Annotated in this window: 16 protein-coding genes; 7 read left to right on the top strand and 9 right to left on the bottom strand. The window is 71.1% G+C overall.

Annotated features, from left to right (window positions below; translation table 11 throughout):
* Positions 1-128 precede the first annotated feature (128 nt).
* The 5 genes from AB0I71_RS03510 to AB0I71_RS03490 all read right to left on the bottom strand — a co-directional run bounded on the left by AB0I71_RS03510 (position 129) and on the right by AB0I71_RS03490 (position 5,872).
* Positions 129-923 (bottom strand): SCO2525 family SAM-dependent methyltransferase, encoded by a 795-nt coding sequence (locus AB0I71_RS03510; RefSeq protein WP_357581663.1) that lies wholly within the window; start codon positions 921-923, stop codon positions 129-131.
* Positions 924-1,154: 231 nt separating this feature from the next.
* Complete coding sequence (locus AB0I71_RS03505; RefSeq protein WP_357581662.1) at positions 1,155-1,760, bottom strand: hypothetical protein; 606 nt, start codon at positions 1,758-1,760, stop codon at positions 1,155-1,157.
* Positions 1,761-1,942: 182 nt separating this feature from the next.
* A complete protein-coding gene (locus AB0I71_RS03500) occupies positions 1,943-2,554 on the bottom strand; it encodes a nucleotidyltransferase family protein (protein ID WP_357582002.1) in 612 nt (203 codons plus the stop codon).
* A gap of 142 nt (positions 2,555-2,696) precedes the next feature.
* A complete protein-coding gene (locus AB0I71_RS03495; protein ID WP_357582001.1) occupies positions 2,697-5,072 on the bottom strand; it encodes a tetratricopeptide repeat protein in 2,376 nt (791 codons plus the stop codon).
* 179 nt (positions 5,073-5,251) lie between these two features.
* On the bottom strand, positions 5,252-5,872 hold the full coding sequence (locus AB0I71_RS03490) for an L-threonylcarbamoyladenylate synthase (RefSeq protein ID WP_357581661.1): 621 nt from the start codon (positions 5,870-5,872) through the stop codon (positions 5,252-5,254).
* Between the two features lie 86 nt (positions 5,873-5,958).
* On the opposite strand from AB0I71_RS03490, the gene AB0I71_RS03485 reads away from it, so the two are divergent.
* Entirely contained in the window at positions 5,959-6,357 is a 399-nt protein-coding gene (locus AB0I71_RS03485) for a hypothetical protein (RefSeq protein ID WP_357581660.1), read from the top strand.
* A gap of 21 nt (positions 6,358-6,378) precedes the next feature.
* Here AB0I71_RS03485 and AB0I71_RS03480 read toward each other — a convergent pair whose 3' ends face one another.
* On the bottom strand, positions 6,379-7,113 hold the full coding sequence (locus AB0I71_RS03480) for a hypothetical protein (RefSeq protein WP_357581659.1): 735 nt from the start codon (positions 7,111-7,113) through the stop codon (positions 6,379-6,381).
* Positions 7,110-7,613, bottom strand: a complete 504-nt coding sequence (locus AB0I71_RS03475) for a SigE family RNA polymerase sigma factor (protein WP_357581658.1) — start codon at positions 7,611-7,613, stop codon at positions 7,110-7,112. The genes AB0I71_RS03480 and AB0I71_RS03475 overlap by 4 nt, the downstream gene beginning before the upstream one ends.
* 143 nt (positions 7,614-7,756) lie before the next feature.
* Here AB0I71_RS03475 and AB0I71_RS03470 point away from each other — a divergent pair, with 143 nt between their 5' ends.
* The 5 genes from AB0I71_RS03470 (at position 7,757) to AB0I71_RS03450 (ending at position 11,171) form a co-directional block, all read left to right on the top strand.
* On the top strand, positions 7,757-8,581 hold the full coding sequence (locus AB0I71_RS03470) for a DUF3152 domain-containing protein (protein WP_357581657.1): 825 nt from the start codon (positions 7,757-7,759) through the stop codon (positions 8,579-8,581).
* A gap of 62 nt (positions 8,582-8,643) precedes the next feature.
* Positions 8,644-9,330 (top strand): helix-turn-helix domain-containing protein, encoded by a 687-nt coding sequence (locus AB0I71_RS03465; RefSeq protein WP_357581656.1) that lies wholly within the window; start codon positions 8,644-8,646, stop codon positions 9,328-9,330.
* A complete protein-coding gene (locus AB0I71_RS03460; protein WP_357581655.1) occupies positions 9,327-9,986 on the top strand; it encodes an arsenate reductase ArsC in 660 nt (219 codons plus the stop codon). Before AB0I71_RS03465 ends, AB0I71_RS03460 begins: the two co-directional genes overlap by 4 nt.
* Positions 9,987-10,017: 31 nt before the next feature.
* A complete protein-coding gene (locus AB0I71_RS03455; protein WP_357581654.1) occupies positions 10,018-10,767 on the top strand; it encodes an MIP/aquaporin family protein in 750 nt (249 codons plus the stop codon).
* The gene (locus AB0I71_RS03450; protein WP_357581653.1) at positions 10,764-11,171 is read left to right on the top strand and encodes an arsenate reductase ArsC; all 408 of its coding nucleotides are present in this window, start codon (positions 10,764-10,766) and stop codon (positions 11,169-11,171) included. Before AB0I71_RS03455 ends, AB0I71_RS03450 begins: the two co-directional genes overlap by 4 nt.
* 38 nt (positions 11,172-11,209) lie before the next feature.
* On the opposite strand, the gene AB0I71_RS03445 is transcribed toward AB0I71_RS03450, so the two are convergent.
* Both AB0I71_RS03445 and AB0I71_RS03440 read right to left on the bottom strand, forming a co-directional pair.
* The gene (locus AB0I71_RS03445) at positions 11,210-11,632 is read right to left on the bottom strand and encodes a GNAT family N-acetyltransferase (RefSeq protein ID WP_357582000.1); all 423 of its coding nucleotides are present in this window, start codon (positions 11,630-11,632) and stop codon (positions 11,210-11,212) included.
* A gap of 226 nt (positions 11,633-11,858) precedes the next feature.
* Positions 11,859-12,347, bottom strand: coding sequence for a hypothetical protein (locus AB0I71_RS03440; protein ID WP_357581652.1), 489 nt, complete (start codon positions 12,345-12,347; stop codon positions 11,859-11,861).
* A gap of 262 nt (positions 12,348-12,609) precedes the next feature.
* Here AB0I71_RS03440 and AB0I71_RS03435 point away from each other — a divergent pair, with 262 nt between their 5' ends.
* Positions 12,610-12,903, top strand: a complete 294-nt coding sequence (locus AB0I71_RS03435) for a hypothetical protein (RefSeq protein WP_357581651.1) — start codon at positions 12,610-12,612, stop codon at positions 12,901-12,903.
* Positions 12,904-12,910: the final 7 nt, after the last annotated feature.

The raw sequence follows: 12,910 nt of genomic DNA, 5'->3' as shown, positions 1-12,910 counted from the left end.
CACCCATCATCGTATCCCTGTCGGAGCGTGACCTGAACGGCCGTGCGTACCGATCTCCCGGAGAAACCAGGTGACCCAAGCGTCCAGGTGAGAGCGATGCGGGGATCCGGGGCGGACAATGCGCGACGTCAGCCGCGGCTACGTCCGGTGACCAGCAACATGCCCAGATAACCGTCACGCAGCGACGGCGTGGGCCGCACCTCGTGCATGTCCACGTCGTACGCTCCGGCAGCGATGCTCGCCACCACTTCCGCACGGTGCAGCTGCACCGCCGGAAACCAGTGCTGCCCGACGCGGTAACCGTTCGAGCCCAGCATGAACGCCGCGGCGAAGGGCGAGCCGGGGCGCAGCGCCCCCAGGAAGCGGCCGATCGCGTGCTCCGCCTCGGCCCGGTCCGCCGAGATCGAGCAGGCCACGAAGAACATGGTGCCCGCCCCCCAGGCGCGCCTGGGCAGTTCGAAGACGCTGAGCTGTGACACCCGACCCACCCGGGCCAGGTGGCCACGGGGGTCGGCCAGCGCCGCGTACGCCGAGTGCTCCGCACACACCTGCCAGTACGCGTCCCAGCACTCGTCATAGCCACTGATCTGGTTACGCAACCAGCGCACATTCGCCGTGGAATATTCGCAGAGTTCCACGCTGCGCGCGAATGGCAGAAGCGACAGCGCCGGGTAGAGGTTTGCGCCCGATCCCACGTCGACGCAGTGCGCGCCAGCAATCTTCGCGCCCGCGAAGAAGTCTCTTATCCGACAGAGAATTTCGCGATCATCGTCGCGCAGGACCGAGTAGTTGTGCTGAACGTAGGCGCGCGGGTCGAAGCCGTCCCACTCGACCTCGGAATTGACCGTTCCCGGGGACTCAACTCGTGGCGGCGGGGTCGACGGCCCACTACAACCTGCACCAGCCGCCGGAATCAATGCCATGGAGGTGCCTCCATTGAAGTCGGCAGATCACTTTGGTCCTTGCCCCGACGCACCCAGCCCGTTGCCCATTATGCATCGGATGCGATACCGATTCGCAAGTGCCGACGAAGCTGCGAACGCGATCATCGAGTCAGGACGTCTCGTCGCCCACGACGATTGATCCGTATCGACCACCGACGGTTCCGGCAGCCGCGCTGGGCCACCGTCGGCCGGTGTGGAGGGTGGAAGCGGTCAGCCGCCGGCACCTTCGGCCGAGCCGTCCGGACCGAGCGCGCCCTCCACCTCGCCCACATCCAGGTGGACATGCTGGTGGCCTTGTCCGGCGTCAATGTTGATCTGGTCGAGCTGGGTCGCCGCGACCGACCAGGTGGTGACGGCGAGGGTCGCCTGCCGCGCCGCCAGCTGCATCCGCTCCGCGCGTCCGGCGGTCGGTCCGCCCAGCGCGAGAGCCACGGAATCGACAGCGACGGCCACCTGGTCGACGGCGCTGCGCAGACCGCCACGGGCGACGTTGGTCGCGGTCATGCCCGACGGCGGGTCGGCGAACTGGGCGGTCAGCCGCCGCATGGTCTGCTGCCACTGGTCGACCTGCGCCTGCTCGGGCGTGCGCCCCGCCTCGGCCTCCTGCCTGACAGCACGGATGATCGGCGCGAGTTCCTCGCCCGTCCGGTGGGCCATCTCGGTGAGCTCGACGATCTGCTGCGCGTCCCGCTCGGCATCGGCCTGACGCAGCTGCGCCACGGCATCCTCGGTCGGGTCCGGCCGACCGACAGCGTGCCCGACCAACCCGCCGACCGGGGCCGCCACCAGGACCGCCGCCGCTGCGACCGCGACCATCCACGTCCTTGTCCGGTTCTGCCGCGCGGGCGGAGCAACCAGATAGGAGGGCTTTCCGGTTCGACGGGACATGACACCCCTCGCATCGACGGTTGTTGCCTGGGAGCGTAGCCCTTACACCCAGCAACGTCGATAGTTTCAGAACCGCAGACCGAACTTTCGCCTGGAGCAGCGAAAGCCGATCAGGGTGAGTGCCGGGTGATCCCGGCACCGGGCGGAAAGCTGTCGCGGTCGGCTTCGGTGTCGACGTCGCCGCCGACGGCGATGTCGTCGCACGGCACGACCCGCAGCTCCGCCGCCCGCTGCCGCAGATAGTCCCGGGCCCCCGTGTCACCGACGGCCGAGGCCGCGACAGCTGTCCAGTGTGCCCGACCGAGCAGGACCGGGTGCCCACGCCCGGCACCGTAGCCCGCCGTGGCGAGCGCCTCCGGCGCAGCGAGCGCGGCCAGCCGGCGTACCGCAGTCGGGGTGACGCCCGGCATGTCGACAAGCAGCACCACCGCGGCGACCGCCCCGGTCGCCCGCAGCGCGGTGAGACCGACCCGCAACGACGAGCCCATGCCGGCCGCCCAGTCGGGATTGTCGACGAGCACGGCAGCGGCGAGGGCGGCTCGGACCCGCACCACCGACGACTGCGCACCGAGGACCACGCAGACCGGCCGGCAGCCGCCGGCGCGGGCGGTGTCGACCGCCCGCTCCACGAGCAGCCGGCCGCCGAACTCGACAAGGGCCTTGGGGTGCCCGTAACGACGGCCGGCACCGGCGGCGAGGATCAACCCAGCCGGCTGCCGCACGTCCACCGTCGCACGCTAACACCGCCGTCCCGCCGTCGCGGGCGACCAGCACGTACCGCCCGGGTGGGTCGACCGGACCGGGGAATGCCGGGCCGCCCGGCGTCGCCGGCGCCGAGGCCTTGGTGGGGACCTGCCGCTCGGCCTACCCGTCGACCGGGGCACCCAGCCGGGCGAGCGCACCACGGGCCCGGGCCTGCTCCTCGGGCCTGTCGATCTCGGTGGCCAGGGCCAACGCCTCGACGTGCCGCGCGACCGCCTCGTCCCGGGCACCCTGCCCGGTGAGCGCCCGCCCCAGGCCGTTGAGGACGCACGCCTCGCCGTACCGTTCGCCGATGTCGCGGAAGAGGGCGAGGGCCGGCTCGTAGCACTCGACGGCGTCGGCGAATCTGCCCAGCGCGACGTAGGCGTCGCCCAGGTTGTTCAGCGCGGTCGCCTCGCCGCCGAGATGCCGCAGCTCACGGAAGATCTCCAGGGCGCGGCTGTTCTGCTCCACAGCGGTACCGGGACGGCCCAACCGTTCGTGGACCGCACCCAGGTTCGTCAGGGTGTTGGCCTCGCCGACCCGGTCGCCGATCTGGATGAAGCGGTCGAGCGCCAACTCGTGGTACCCGCCGGCGCGCTCCCAGTACCCGGCAGCGCTGTGCACGACGCCGAGGTTGCCCAGTACCCGGGCCTCGCCGCGACCGTCACCGGCCGCGCGGAACAGCGGCAGGGCGCGTTCCAGATGCCCGATTCCCTCCGGATAGCGACCCAACTGCCAGCACACCACACCCAGATTGGTCAGGGCGGTGGCTTCGGCGACGGTGTCGCCGAGCAGCCGCGCCGCGCGCTCGGCCTCGGTGTGCACCGTGATCGCGTCGGCCGGATACCCGCCGTTGTCGAGATAGACGTACAGGGTGCCGGCGAGCCACACGGCGTGCTGCGGCCAGCCGTTGCGGGCCGCGTGCACGCACACCGCCACGAGTGTCGCGCGCTCCGCGTCCAGCCAGCGTAGTGCGGTTCTGGGCTTGTCCAGCAGCGGAACGGCCGGGGGCCGCGGCGGCAGGGGCGGCCGACGGTGTCGCTCGGCCGGATACAGCGCCTCCATCGCCGCGGCCGCGCTGTACAGGTAGTGATCGAGCAGACGGGTCAGGGCGGCCCGGCGTTCCGCCGGTCGGTCCTCCTCGCGGCCGCGCTCCCCCGCGTAGGCGCGCACGAGGTCGTGCAACGCGTAGCGCTCGACGACTGGCTGCTGGACCAGATACTCGGCGGCGAGATGACGCAGGTCGGCCGCGGCGGTGGCCGCGTGGGTGTCCAGCAGGGCGGCGGCACCGTGCTCGTCCAGGTCCGCGCCCGGATGCGCGGCCATCAGTCGCAGCAGCCTCTGCCGCCGCTCCGGCAGATGCTGGTACGACAGGTGCAGCGCCAACTCCACACCGCTGTCGAGCCGGCGGTGCCGGTGACGCTCGTCCAGCCGGTCGGCGTGGTCGGTGACCGTCCAACCGGGCCGGCTCGCCATCTGTCCGACGACCACGCTCAGCGCCAACGGCAGGTACCCGCAGCGCAGCGCGACCCGCCGGTGCGCCGCCGGGTCGCTGCCCACCGCCACGTCGGGGTTCGACCGGACGAGCAGCCGCTCCGCCTCCTCCGGGGTGAACAGGTCGAGGTCGAGATGGACCGCCTGCTCCAGCTCGGCGAGCCGACGGCGGGAGGTGATCAGTGTCAGGGTGCCGGCCGACCGCGCCAGGAGCGGGCGCACCTGCTCGGCACCGGCCGCGTTGTCGAGCACCAGCAGCACCCGTCGGCCCGCGAGCCGCTCTTCGAACGCCGCGGCGCGCTCCGCCAGGCCGTACGGGATCTCGTGGCCGGACATGCCCAGCAGGCGCAGGAACCCGTCGAGCACCGCACCCGGCTCGGCCGGCGGCTGCCCCGGATCCGGATGGTAGCCACGCAGGTCGACGAAGAGAGTCGTGTCGAAGCGACAGTCCTCGACAAGCGACTGACCGGCGTGGACCGCGAGGTGGGTCTTACCGATCCCGGCCATCCCGGCGAGCACGCAGACCTGCGCGCCGCGCCCGTTCCCGCGGTCCGCCGGGTCCTGTTGCCCGGTCAGCGCGGCCAGCTCCCGCAGCCGGGTCAACTCCGCCTGGCGGCCGGTGAAGGCGCCCGCGTCGTCGGGCAGCCGGTCGAGCACCCGCACCTGGGCGGCCGCGGTCGTCTCGGCGAGACTGACCCGCAGGGCCTGTCGCCAGTGCGCGAGGTAACCCGTCTCGTCGTGCAACGCCTGCACGACGGCGAGCACCAGGTCGGCGTTGATCCTCCGTCGTCCGGTCTTGAAGCAGTCCACGACGGTGCCCCGACGGGCCATCTCGTCGGCGGGACGACCGTCGGCCTGCCACCGCTCGTTGACCCGCCGGGTGATCGTCTCGTAGGAGGGGTCACCGGCCCACAGCTTGAGTGCGCGCAGGCGGCCGATCAGCTCGTCGAGGCTGTGGGCCGAGCCCGGGTCGGGTGGCCCATCGGACACGGCAGCCTTCATGACACCCACGAAGTGCGACGATAACAATCGATGTCACGCCACCCCGTACGGAATCGTTTGGACTTCACCTGGCGGGAAGACCGTCGTGTTGGGATCAGGCGGGGTGACGGCCGCCACGGGGTACGGGGGCGTGGCGGCCAGCCATCGTCCGGTCGTCGTCGGCGCGGCCGGGCGGGCCGTCAGGCGAACCGGGCCGGGTCGCCGGCCCCCACCCGGATGATCTCGGGCTCACCGTCGGAGAAGTCGACGACCGTGGTCGGTTCGGTACCGCAGTCACCGGCGTCGACCACCGCGTCGACAGCATGGTCGAGGCGCTCCTTGATCTCCCAACCCTGGGTCATCGGCTCCTCGTCCTCGGGCAGCAGCAGGGTGCTCGACAGCAACGGCTCACCGAGCGCGTCGAGCAACGCGCGGGTGACCGGATGCGCGGGGATGCGTACCCCGACGGTCTTCTTGCGGGGATGCCACAGCCGCCGGGGCACCTCCTTCGTGGCGGGCAGAATGAAGGTGTAGCGGCCGGGGGTGGCCGCCTTCACCGCCCGGAACACCGCGTTGTCCAGCTGCACGAACTGCCCGAGCTGGGCGAAGTCGCGGCACACGAGCGTGAAGTGGTGGCCGCTGTCGAGGTGGCGGATCTCCCGGATCCGGTCCATGCCGTCCTTGTTGCCCAGCCGGCTGCCCAGGGCGAAGCAGGAATCCGTGGGGTAGGCGATCAACCCGTCCGCACGGATGATCTCGACCACCTGGCTGATGGTGCGCGGTTGCGGGTTGTCCGGGTGCACGTCGAAGTACCTCGCCATGGGCCGAAGCTTAGAGCGGTCGAGTCCGGTGTCGCGTTACCGACAGTGGCACGCCCGGACGGACTTCGACGTTCATCGTTGTCTCTATGGTCGTACGCGCACCCGGCGGCGGCTACGGGGACATGCTCCGACCCCCCACGACGCCGACCCCGGTACGGGTCACCGTGCTCGCCTTCGCCCTGCTGTCGCTGCTGTTCGCCCTCGCGACCCTGCACCGGGCGCTGGCCACGACCGGCTCGCTCGGCGCCGTCGTCTTCTTCGCCGTGATGGCCGTCGCGTGCGGGCTGGTCGCGGTCAGCCTGGCCGCCCGCCGTCGCTGGGCCCCCTACCCCGCGTACGCCCTGGCGGGCCTGTTGGCCGCCGCCTCGCTGGGCCTCTTCGGCGCGATCACGATCGTCGGCCTGGGTCTGCTGACCTGGGTGGTCCTGGCCCTCAACACCCGGGTCTCGCGGGACTGGTTCAGCGGACGTCGTCGGCTGCGTTGACCATCCCGGTCCGTCACCGGCTCAGAGCAGCCGGCCGCGTACGTCACGCGCCACGATGCCGTCCAGGCGCCGCCCCGGTTTCACCGTCTGCGGGTCGAACCAGAAGATCACCACATCGGTGTCCACGCTCCACCGCGCCAGTCGGGCCGTGACCCGGCGTCCGTCGACGGTACCGATGATCCGGTCGGCCGGCCCGACGAAGTACCCGAAGGTGGGCACCGGGGCGTACGTCGGAGCGGCGGGGGACGATTCATAACCGATCTCGTGAAAGCCGGGCCGGCGATCCGAGCCCTCCACATCGTTGACCAGATAGTCCGCGATCAACGTGCCGTCGGCCAGCCGCCGGCCGGCGACCAGCCCGATCGTGACCTCCGGCACGGCGGGCAGGTCCACCGGCACGAGATAGAAGACCCGTTCCTCGGTGCCGTACCTGATGCCGCTCGACACCACCTCGCCGATCGGTGTCCGACTCTCGGTGTCGTGAGCCGGTGGGGACGTCACCGGAGCGGAGGTCGGCGGCGCGGTGACCGCCGGAGCCGGCGGTGGAAGCTGCCCGGGTGGACTAACGAACCGCACGCCGGCCGTGACACCGACGACGACAAGCGTCACCGACAGCACGGCCGCACCGCCGGCCGCGGCCCGGCGACGGCGCCGCAGCGACCGGCCCTGACGCATCACCGCGTCGAGGTCGAGCGATTCCCAGCGGTCCGGTTCCGTCGCCCGCATGGCCGCGCGCAGCCGCTCCACCTCGTTCACCTGTGCCTCCCCTCGACGGCCTGCGGCGGTACGCCAGCGGTGCGCAGCTTTTCGAGGGCCCGGGAACTGGTGCTCTTCACCGTGCCCAGCGAGACGTCGAGCTCGCGGGCCACCTGCGCCTCCGGGAGGTCGAAGTAGTACCGCAGCACCACGATGGCCCGTTCCCGGGGGGTGAGCGCGCCGAGGACACCGAGCAACCAGCGCCGCGTGGTCACCTCGTCGGCGACATCGCCGCCACGCTGCTCCGGGAGGTCGTCGCTCGGGTACTCGCGAATCGGACGTCGCCAACCATCGACCAGGTGATTGACCAGCACGGTGCGGGCGTACCCGTAGGCATCGTCGTCGCGTACCCGGGACCACGCCGCGTACGTGCGGACCAGGGCGGTCTGCGCGGCGTCCTCGGCCTGGTGGTGGTCGCCGGTCATCAGGAACGCCGCGTGCACCAGCCGTCCGGACGCCACCCGGGCGAACTCGGCGAACTCCGTGTCACCCCGGGCCATGACCACCTCGTGCGTACCTCACGCCGGACAGGACGGGTGAGACGACGAAAAGGTTGAGCGCTCGATAGATCAACTCTTCGGACCGGTCGTCCGTCCTTCCTCCTGCGCGCCACCGGTCGGCGGCGCGCGCTGAGGGAGGAATCATGTCGCGGAACACTACGTGGGCCCGGGCCGGCGACGGCCGGGCCCGGCCACTGGCCGCGGTGCTGCTCACCGGGCTGCTCGCCGGTTGTGCCCCGCCGGCCACCGCCGGGTCGAATCCGCCGTCGGTGGGCGCGACGGGGACCGGAGCAGTCACGTCGTCGCCGGTCACCACGACCGCGCCGGTGCCCTCGGCACCGGTCTCACCGCGACCGGTGAGCTATCCCGCCGAGGGCGGTGGGCGGTGGGCGTTCGCTGACGGCGAGCCGCCGACCGCGGCTGGTCCTGGGCGTCTGTTGCGCTACCGGGTCGCGGTGGAACGCGACATCCTGGGCCTTCCGGTGGCCGAGTTCGCCGCCGAGGTCACCCGGACGCTCTCCGATGCTCGGGGCTGGACCGCCGGCGGGACCTGGCGTCTGCGTCGGGTCGGGCCGCGCCAGCGGGCGGACTTCACCGTCTACCTGGTGACTCCCGGTACCCGGGATGAGCTGTGCCAGGACATCCCCGACGGCTACACCTCCTGCCGCAACGGCGATCGGGTGGTGATCAACGTGGCCCGCTGGGTCAAGGGGGTGCCGGGCTACGGCGCGAGCCTTGCCGTCTACCGGCGGTACGTGATCAACCACGAGGTCGGGCACCGGCTCGGCCTGGGACACGAGTTGTGTCCGGGGCGCGGCAGACCCGCACCGGTGATGCAGCAGCAGACCCTCGGACTGCACGGCTGCACGGCCAACGCGATGCCGTACCTGGACGGCAGGCGCTACTCCGGGCCCCCCGGGGCCTACGCCGACCCGATCCCACCCCGGGAACGCGGCCGGCCCGGCTGACCACCCGGTGTGACACGCAGCCGGGCTTGACGCGGGATTTTTAGTCAGCAATAGTTGAGTCTATGGAGGTTGAGCTTTCTTCGTTGGCCGCGCGGGCGCGTACCCACGCGGCGCTCGGTGATCCGGCGCGCCTGGCGATCGTGGACGCGCTCACCCTCGGTGACGCCTCTCCCGGCGAGGTCGCCAGCCGCCTCGGCATGCCGACAAACCTGGTCGCTCATCACGTCAAGGTCCTCGCCCAGGCCGGCCTGGTGATCAAGGTCCGTTCCGAGGGCGACCGGCGTCGCACCTACCTCCAGCTGCTCCCCGACACGCTCGCCGCTCTCGCCACTCCCCGGTTGACCGGGTTCGACCGGGTGGTCTTCGTCTGCACCCACAATTCGGCCCGCTCACAGCTGGCCGCCGCGCTGTGGCGACACCGCACCCGAGGCGCCGCCGCCTCGGCCGGCACACAACCCGCGGCCCGGGTCCACCCCCGCGCGATCGCCGTCGCCCACCGCCACCAACTCGATCTCGACCCGGCCGGCACCGCCCACGTCGCCGATGTCGTGCGCAGCGACGACCTTGTCATCGCCGTCTGCGACAACGCCCACGAGGGACTTACCGATCAGCTACGCCCCCGGCTGCACTGGTCGGTTCCCGACCCGGCCCGGGTGGACACCGACGAGGCGTTCGAGTCCGCCTACGCCGACCTCGCCGACCGGGTCGCCCGGCTCGCTCCCGCCGTCCTACCCGGAGACACACGATGACCCACCTCGCCCGCAGCCCCCGCCCCGACCTCTCCGTCGATCAACGTCTCGCCCTGCGCACCGCCGCGACCCGGCTCGCCGCCGAGTTCCACGGCACGTACGGTGCCGAGACGATCGAGCGCTTCCTGCACAGCAGCTACGACCAGTTCGCCGTCGACGGCCGGATCCCCCACTACCTGCCCCTGCTCGCCGAACGCTTCGCCCGCCAGCGGCTACAGGCACTGGCCCGGGTCGAGGGCCATCACCGTGACGGCCTGCCCGTCGTCCTGTTCCTCTGCACCCACAACGCCGGTCGCTCGCAGATGGCACTCGGGTTCCTCGCCCACCTGGCCGGCGACCGGGCCGTGGCCTGGTCCGGCGGCAGTGAGCCGGGCACCGAGGTCAACCCCGCCGCCGTGGCGGCCATGGCCGAACGCGGCATCGACATCTCCGACGAGTTCCCCAAGCCCTGGACCGACGAGGTGATCCGCGCCGCCGACGTGGTGGTCACCATGGGCTGCGGTGACGCCTGCCCGGTCTTCCCCGGCACCCGCTACGAGAACTGGGACCTCGCCGACCCCGCCGGCCTCGACGTCGACGACGTTCGGCCGATCCGTGACGAGATCGAACGGCGGGTACGGCGCCTGCTGGACGAGTTGAACGTCCCCACCCGCTAGCGAGCCCGCCCACCGAGGAGAAGCACAACCGATGACCATCGCACTTCCCCGGCGCCTGCTGGCCGAGTTCGCCGGCACCGCCCTGCTGGTCACCGCCGTGGTCGGCTCCGGCATCATGGCCTCCGCCCTGTCCCCGGACGACGTCGGCCTGCAACTGCTGGAGAACTCGATCGCCACGGCGTTCGCTCTGGGGGTGCTGATCCTGATGTTCGGACCGGTCTCCGGCGCTCATTTCAACCCGGTCGTCTCCGTCGCCGACTGGTGGCTCGGCCGGCGATCGGGCACCGGTCTCACCGCTCGTGACCTGGCCGGCTACGTCGCGGCACAGGTGCTGGGTGGCATCGCCGGAGCTGTCCTGGCGAACCTGATGTTCAGCCGCACCGCCGTCAGCTTCGCCGGCACGGACCGCACCGGCGGGCACCTGTGGCTCGGTGAGGTCGTCGCCACCGCCGGCCTGGTCCTGCTGATCTTCGCGCTGGCCCGGTCCGGCCGCGCCACGGTGGCACCGGCCGCTGTGGGCGCCTACATCGGAGCCGCGTACTGGTTCACCTCGTCCACCTCGTTCGCCAACCCGGCGGTCACCGTCGGCCGCGCGTTCACCGACACGTTCGCCGGCATCGCCCCCGCGTCGGTGCCGGGGTTCGTGCTGGCCCAGCTCGTCGGCCTCGCGGTGGGTGTCGGCCTGCTCGCCGGCCTCTATCCCGACGCCGGTACGGCCGCCGACCAGGTCGTCGTCCCCACCGATGGTCACGAATCGCACGTCACGAGAGGCACCTCATGAACGGCAAGCCCAGCGTCCTGTTCGTCTGCGTACACAATGCCGGCCGCTCCCAGATGGCCGCCGGCTGGCTACGCCACCTCGCCGGCGACACCGTCGAGGTCCGCTCCGCCGGCTCCGCTCCCGCCGAGGCGATCAACCCGGCCGCCGTCGAGGCCATGCGGGAGGTCGGCATCGACATCACCGATCAGACCCCCAAACTCCTTGAGTACGCCACCGCCGAGTCCTCCGACGTCATCGTCACCATGGGCTGCGGCGACGCCTGCCCCGTCTTTCCCGGCAAACGCTACGAGGACTGGAAGCTGGACGACCCGGCCGGTAAGGGCGTCGAGGCGGTGCGTCCGATTCGCGACGAGATCCGCCACCGGGTCGAACGGCTGCTCACCGAGCTGCCGGTGACCGCCTGACGGCTCCGTCGGCCTCACCCACTGTGGCAGCCGCCCACCTACCGGTCAGCATCCGCATGGTGTCGCACCTGGCGGACCATGCGGATCTCCCGTACCCCATCCTCGACCTGGACCGCCCCGTCGGCGATGAACCCGTGCTTACGGTAGAACGCCTGCGCGCGAGGATTGGGATCGGCGACCCACAGCACCGCCGACTCCGTGGGATCGATGACGGCCCGCAACAGGGCTGGCCCGGCACCCGTACCGTGGTCGGCCGCACGCACGTAGAGCAGATGGAGCTGCCTCGCCCACTGCACGGCGGCATCCGGCGGCGGACCCGACATCGCGATCCCGATCAACCTGCCGTCCCGCTCGGCCACAGCCGCCCGGTTCCGGTGATATCGCTCATCTGTCAGAGCTGCGGTCCAGAACCGCTGCCGAGCAGCCGGGAAACTCGGATCATCCAGCACCGCATCCGACATCAGTCCGCGATACGTCTCCTGCCAGCACCGAACATGCACCCACGCCATCTGGGCGGCGTCCTCGACTCGGGCCGACCGAACTGTCAGCGGGGATTCCACCACCGGAGCGTAGGCCGCGCTCAGCTGTTCGCCGAACCTGCCCCGTGGCGGCCGATCGTCGCCGGGTCAGCTGGCGTGTCGGCCAACACCACGAACGTTCCTGGTCGCCGCAGGTCAGCCTGCGCGGTCACGTGGCGTCCTGTCGTTGACCGCCGTCGGCTTTCGGCCCCGGAACGCCGGACGCGGTCGCCACGGCACCCGGCGCCGTGCTCTCCTCGGCGAAGTACTCAAGCATGGCCAGGAGCAGGAACGCCCTCGTGAGCAACGCGAACGTCACGACGTACAGCGCGGCGAAAAGGCCGTCGTAGAGGGCCAGGCCGATCGCGCTGTCGGGACTGTCGGTGATCAGTGCCCGGTAAAGGCCGCTGGGCGCCAGAACGTAGCCGGCCAGCGCGGCGAGCGCAGCTGCGAAACAGATGCGCGCGGACCGGGCATAGCGTCCGCGAGATCTCGGATCGGCGAAACGGTCCCGGCGACCGAAGGTGGCAAATGTCAGGAAGATGCAGGTCAGCATCGTCACCGCGCTCACCACAGCCGGCGGCAGGTCCTGAAAGGGCCGGCCACCGTCGTCGACCGGGATGACGGCGAGGAATGCGTTGGACAGCGGGAACAGCACCGATATTCCAGCGAGAACACCCCAGAGGCTACGCAGGAACTGGAGAAAGTCGCGCAGGTCCTTGAGGAACGTGTGTCCGGTCTCCACGTTGGTCCCCTGCCTCGTGTCCGTGCTGTTGAGAATAGCCCCGGAAGCGGACGACGAACGGTGCCCACATCGCCGGACGTGCCGGTCGGCCCTCTGGTGACACCCGCAGCGGGACTTGCCCGACCGACGCCCTCCTGATTAGGTATGCCTAACCAAACTGTCGGGGGGAGGTTCGATGTCGTCGTCTGTCGCTGCGGCCGTGACCATCGGCTTCCAGGCAGCCCTCGGCTACGTCGACGGCCGCCTGGCGGGAACGGTGCCGGGTGGTCCACTGTCGTCAGCGACCCGCGAGGAGGATCAGCATCTGGTGGACACCGTCACCTCCGCCCTGACCATCGGCCACAAGGACGGGCTGTACCGGGTGGCCTGCGAGGCGGCCAGCACCCGCAGCACCGTCAGGCACCTGCGCCGAGGGCTGGGCGGCGGCAAGGAGCAGGTGGCGTCGTTGGCCTACCGGCGCGCCCGGTGACGGCCCA

This window comes from Micromonospora sp. NPDC049891 (genome assembly GCF_040660295.1).
Lineage (GTDB): Bacteria > Actinomycetota > Actinomycetes > Mycobacteriales > Micromonosporaceae > Micromonospora.
The sequence above is the reverse complement of the archived record's forward strand: the minus strand, read 5'-3'. Positions and strand labels throughout refer to the sequence as shown.

What these genes read in the sequence shown, in the direction of transcription:
- AB0I71_RS03495 (WP_357582001.1), bottom strand. Translation starts at nt 5,072, where the DNA reads ATGAAGGCTGCCGTGTCCGATGGGCCACCCGACCCGGGCTCGGCCCAC.
- AB0I71_RS03450 (WP_357581653.1), top strand. Translation starts at nt 10,764, where the DNA reads ATGAACGGCAAGCCCAGCGTCCTGTTCGTCTGCGTACACAATGCCGGC.
- AB0I71_RS03460 (WP_357581655.1), top strand. Translation starts at nt 9,327, where the DNA reads ATGACCCACCTCGCCCGCAGCCCCCGCCCCGACCTCTCCGTCGATCAA.
- AB0I71_RS03490 (WP_357581661.1), bottom strand. Translation starts at nt 5,872, where the DNA reads ATGGCGAGGTACTTCGACGTGCACCCGGACAACCCGCAACCGCGCACC.
- AB0I71_RS03470 (WP_357581657.1), top strand. Translation starts at nt 7,757, where the DNA reads ATGTCGCGGAACACTACGTGGGCCCGGGCCGGCGACGGCCGGGCCCGG.
- AB0I71_RS03445 (WP_357582000.1), bottom strand. Translation starts at nt 11,632, where the DNA reads ATGTCGGATGCGGTGCTGGATGATCCGAGTTTCCCGGCTGCTCGGCAG.
- AB0I71_RS03475 (WP_357581658.1), bottom strand. Translation starts at nt 7,613, where the DNA reads ATGGCCCGGGGTGACACGGAGTTCGCCGAGTTCGCCCGGGTGGCGTCC.
- AB0I71_RS03435 (WP_357581651.1), top strand. Translation starts at nt 12,610, where the DNA reads ATGTCGTCGTCTGTCGCTGCGGCCGTGACCATCGGCTTCCAGGCAGCC.
- AB0I71_RS03455 (WP_357581654.1), top strand. Translation starts at nt 10,018, where the DNA reads ATGACCATCGCACTTCCCCGGCGCCTGCTGGCCGAGTTCGCCGGCACC.
- AB0I71_RS03510 (WP_357581663.1), bottom strand. Translation starts at nt 923, where the DNA reads ATGGCATTGATTCCGGCGGCTGGTGCAGGTTGTAGTGGGCCGTCGACC.
- AB0I71_RS03505 (WP_357581662.1), bottom strand. Translation starts at nt 1,760, where the DNA reads ATGGTCGCGGTCGCAGCGGCGGCGGTCCTGGTGGCGGCCCCGGTCGGC.
- AB0I71_RS03485 (WP_357581660.1), top strand. Translation starts at nt 5,959, where the DNA reads ATGGTCGTACGCGCACCCGGCGGCGGCTACGGGGACATGCTCCGACCC.
- AB0I71_RS03465 (WP_357581656.1), top strand. Translation starts at nt 8,644, where the DNA reads ATGGAGGTTGAGCTTTCTTCGTTGGCCGCGCGGGCGCGTACCCACGCG.